The organism is Neisseria sp. P0001.S005 (assembly GCF_051963715.1).
Genome location: NZ_JBQCTZ010000252.1, coordinates 1 through 4344, shown reverse-complemented (window position 1 = coordinate 4344; position 4344 = coordinate 1). Strand labels below are relative to the sequence as shown.

General features: G+C 51.0%; 4 protein-coding genes. All 4 read left to right on the top strand.

Annotated features, from left to right (window positions below; translation table 11 throughout):
* Positions 1-662, top strand: a 662-nt coding sequence (gene rsmH / locus ACTHSP_RS18205; RefSeq protein WP_440346606.1) for a 16S rRNA (cytosine(1402)-N(4))-methyltransferase RsmH, incomplete at its 5' end; no start/stop codon positions are given.
* A 63-nt stretch (positions 663-725) separates the two neighbouring features.
* Positions 726-989 carry a cell division protein FtsL gene (gene ftsL, locus ACTHSP_RS18200; protein WP_003681879.1) on the top strand — a complete coding sequence of 88 codons (264 nt, stop codon included), beginning with the start codon at positions 726-728 and terminating at the stop codon, positions 987-989.
* Between the two features lie 78 nt (positions 990-1067).
* Positions 1068-2816: a peptidoglycan D,D-transpeptidase FtsI family protein gene (locus tag ACTHSP_RS18195; protein ID WP_049350858.1), complete on the top strand. Its 1749-nt coding sequence runs from the start codon at positions 1068-1070 to the stop codon at positions 2814-2816.
* A 26-nt stretch (positions 2817-2842) separates the two neighbouring features.
* Positions 2843-4321: a UDP-N-acetylmuramoyl-L-alanyl-D-glutamate--2,6-diaminopimelate ligase gene (locus ACTHSP_RS18190; protein WP_440346605.1), complete on the top strand. Its 1479-nt coding sequence runs from the start codon at positions 2843-2845 to the stop codon at positions 4319-4321.
* The last annotated feature ends 23 nt before the right edge of the window (positions 4322-4344 follow it).

Here is a 4344-nt window from a genome sequence, read left to right as displayed (position 1 = left end):
CGCTTTTTGATTTGGGGATTTCGTCGCCGCAAATTGACGATGGCAGCCGCGGATTCAGTTTCCGCTTTGATGCGCCGCTGGATATGCGGATGGATCCGACTCGCGGGATGTCTGCGGCAGAATGGATTGCAACCTCATCCGAACAGAATTTACACGAGGTAATTAAGAATTATGGTGAAGAGCGGTTTAGTCGCCAGATTGCGCGCGCCATTGTTGCGCAACGCGAGGAGAGTCCCATCGATACAACCCGCAAGCTGGCGCAGCTTGTGGCGCAAAACGTCCGTACTCGTGAGCGCGGACAAGACCCTGCAACGCGCACCTTCCAAGCAGTTCGCATCTTTATTAACCGCGAGCTCGAAGAGGTAGAGGCAGTTTTGCCGCAAGTTGCAGGCCGTCTGAAAGAGGGTGGACGTTTGGCTGTCATTGCGTTCCATTCGCTGGAAGACAGAATTGTGAAGCAGTTTATAAAAAAATATTCGCAACATGCGCCATTGCCCCGTTGGGCGGTGGTTAAGGAAGCGGATTTACCTCAGCCGCCTTTGAAGGCTGTAGGCAAAGCAATCAAACCGGGTTCGACCGAGACTGAAGCCAATCCGCGTGCGCGCAGTGCAGTTTTGCGTGTGGCGGAACGAAGCAGTGGCGAATTTTCGGTTATTGAGTAGGGGATGGCGTCTGAACGCTGTCGTAAGAGATAGTCCTGTTGACAGGCCGTCTGAAAGTTTGAGATGGGTAAGTTGAATATTTTATTGCTGGTTTTGGTGACGGTCTCAGCCTTTGCCGTAGTATTTAAGCAAAACCAGTCCCGTTTGCATTTTATCGAGTTGGATAAGGCACAAAAACGGGAAATTCAGTTGGAACAGGATTACGCACGCTTGAAATTGGAGCAAGCAAGATTGGCAAACCACAAACTGATTAAAGTGGCGGCCGAAAAGCAACATCTGCTTCCACCGGGTGCGCATAATACGGCTATGCTGGAACGCAAAAAATAAGAATATAGAGCCTTGCATTAGTGCAAGATTTACGGGATTTGATGGCTCACTGAGCAGCTAAGTCATGAGAAGTTCAACATGTTAATTAAGAACGAATATAAACCTCAAATGCTGTCTGGAACAACAAAAACGAAAAAGCCGCTGACAAGTAACGGGCGAATCGGTTTGGTGCTGAGCGCTGTTGCGCTGGCATTTACCGGTCTGTTGGTACGCGGGGTTTATCTGCAAACCAGTCAGCATGAGTTTTTGAAAAATCAGGGCGACCAACGTTTTGTGCGTACGCTTCCGCTGCCGGCATCACGCGGTATGATTACTGACCGCAATGGCGCCACATTGGCTTTGAGTGCGCCTACCGAATCATTGTATGCCATGCCTTCCGGTATGGAAGAAATGCCGACTGCAGAACAATTAGAAAAACTGTCGGCCATTGCCGATGTGCCTGTTGAAGTTTTGAAAAATAAATTGTCTAAAAAAGACAAAGGCTTTATCTATCTGAAACGTCAACTCAGCTACGAGAAAGCAGAAGAAATCAAAGCATTGGGCATTAAAGGCATCGCATTCCAAAAAGAATTGAAACGCCATTACCCGATGGGCAATCTGTTTGCGCACGTTATCGGTTTTACCAATATCGACGGCAAAGGTCAGGAGGGCTTGGAGCTTTCCCGTGAAGACAGCCTGCGCGGTGAGGATGGTGCGAAAGTCGTATTGCGCGATAATAAAGGCAATATCGTTGACAGTCTCGACTCTCCACGCAACAGCGTGCCTAAAAACGGCCAAGACATGATTTTGTCTTTGGATCAGCGTATTCAAACGCTGGCTTATGACGAGTTGAACAAGGCTGTGGCTTATCACAAAGCCAAAGCGGGTGCGGTTGTGATATTGGATGCGCAAACCGGCGAGATTTTGGCTTTGGTCAACAGCCCGGCTTACGATCCGAATCAACCGGGTCAGGCCAATAGCGAACAGCGCCGCAACCGCGCCGTAACCGATATGATTGAACCTGGTTCTGCCATGAAGCCTTTTACCATTGCCAAAGCATTGGATTCAGGCAAAGTGGATGCAACCGATACGTTCAACACCCTGCCTTACAAAATCGGTCCGGCTACCGTACAAGATACCCACGTTTATCCTACTTTGGATGTGCGCGGCATTATGCAAAAATCTTCCAACGTCGGTACCAGTAAACTTTCTGCCATGTTTACGCCTAAAGAAATGTACGATTTCTATCACGATTTAGGTGTGGGCGTGCGTATGCATTCAGGCTTTCCTGGCGAGACTGCAGGTTTGTTGAGAAGCTGGCGCAGATGGCAAAAAATCGAACAGGCAACCATGTCTTTCGGTTATGGCCTGCAATTAAGCCTGTTGCAATTGGCGCGTGCCTATACTGTCTTGACCCATGACGGCGAGTTGTTGCCGGTCAGCTTTGAAAAACAGGCGGTTGCGCCTAAAGGCAAGCGTGTCATCAAAGCCTCTACTGCGAAAAAAGTGCGCGAGTTGATGGTTTCCGTTACTGAAGCCGGCGGTACCGGTACTGCCGGTGCGGTAGATGGTTTCGACGTAGGTGCGAAAACCGGTACGGCGCGTAAACTGGTCAATGGCCGCTATGTGGACAACAAACACGTCGGTACGTTCATCGGTTTTGCTCCGGCTAAAAATCCACGCGTGATTGTGGCTGTTACCATCGACGAGCCGACTGCCAACGGCTATTACGGCGGCGTGGTTGCCGGTCCTGTATTCAAAGAAGTCATGAGCGGAAGCTTGAACATCTTGGGTGTTTCCCCAACCAAGCCTTTAAGTAATACCGCTACTGTCAAAGTACCGTCATAATCCAAACAATCAAAGAGATATTGTTTATGTTCAGCAAGTTAACCCCCTTGGCTGAAACCAACTTTCCGCCTCTGCTGTGTGAAAACGCAGCAGGGCGTTTGTTGCATTCAGACAGCCGACAAATTAAACAGGGTGACATTTTCGTTGCCTGTCAGGGCGAATATACAGACGGCCGCAGCTATATTCCTGCCGCCATCGCCAACGGTGCAACCTTTGTTTTTTGGGATGATGACGGCAAATTTACATGGAATCCTGAATGGAAGGTTCCCAATCAAGGCATTAAAGATCTGAAACATCGCGCCGGTATGTTGGCGGCACAGGTTTACGGCAATGTTTCAGATGGCCTCAAAGTCTGGGGCGTAACCGGCACCAACGGCAAAACCTCTATCACACAATGGCTGGCCCAAGCTGCTGATTTATTGGGCGAAAAAACCACTATTATCGGTACAGTCGGCAACGGCTTTTGGGGCGCATTGGAAGAGACCACGCATACCACGCCTGCCCCTGTCGATGTCCAAACCCTGCTCTACCGCTTCCGCCAGCAAGGCGCAACAGCCGCCGCGATGGAAGTTTCCAGCCACGGCCTTGACCAATCGCGCGTCAACGGCGTGCCATTCCGCAGCGCAATCTTCACCAATCTCACACGCGACCACCTCGACTACCACGGCACGATGGAAGCCTACGGTGCCATCAAGTCGCGCCTGTTTTACTGGCACGGCTTGAAACACGCCGTCATCAACGTAGACGACGAATACGGCACAGAACTCATAGGTCGTCTGAAAAAAGACTGCCCTGATTTGGCCGTTTACGGCTACGGCTTCAGCGAACACGCCGACATCCGTATTGTTCATTTCACCGCTTCTTCAGATGGCATGGAAGCCGTATTCCAAACCCCGTGGGGTGAAGGCCGTTGCCGCACGCGCCTGCTCGGACGGTTCAACGCGCAAAACCTCGCCGCCTGTGTTGCCTTGCTGTGTGCCAACGGTTATCCACTCAATAACGTTTTGGAAGTACTGGCAAAAATCCGTCCCGCTTCAGGCCGCATGGATTGCATTATGAACAGCGGCAAACCTTTGGTCGTTGTCGATTATGCCCACACGCCCGATGCACTGGAAAAAGCACTCTCCACTTTGCAAGAAATCAAACCGCAGGGTGCGGCTTTGTGGTGTGTATTCGGCTGCGGCGGCAACCGCGATCGCGGTAAACGCCCATTGATGGGTGCAGCAGCCGTGCAGGGTGCCGATAAAGTGGTGGTTACCAGCGATAACCCGCGTTTGGAAAATCCGCAAGACATCATCAACGACATCCTGCCTGCCGTTCCCGCGCCCGAATACGTCGAAGCCGACCGCGCCGCTGCTATCCGTTACGCAGTCGAACGCGCCGCCACGAACGACATCATTCTGATTGCCGGTAAAGGGCATGAAAACTATCAGGATGTACAAGGCGTGAAGCACCATTTCTCCGATTTTGAAATCGCAGAAAAAGCATTGGCAGAGCGCGGTTAAGCTATATCGCAAATGTTCAGACG

Excerpts from the sequence above, each read along its gene's own strand:
- ftsL (WP_003681879.1), top strand. The coding sequence starts at position 726 with ATGGGTAAGTTGAATATTTTATTGCTGGTTTTGGTGACGGTCTCAGCC.
- ACTHSP_RS18195 (WP_049350858.1), top strand. The coding sequence starts at position 1,068 with ATGTTAATTAAGAACGAATATAAACCTCAAATGCTGTCTGGAACAACA.
- ACTHSP_RS18190 (WP_440346605.1), top strand. The coding sequence starts at position 2,843 with ATGTTCAGCAAGTTAACCCCCTTGGCTGAAACCAACTTTCCGCCTCTG.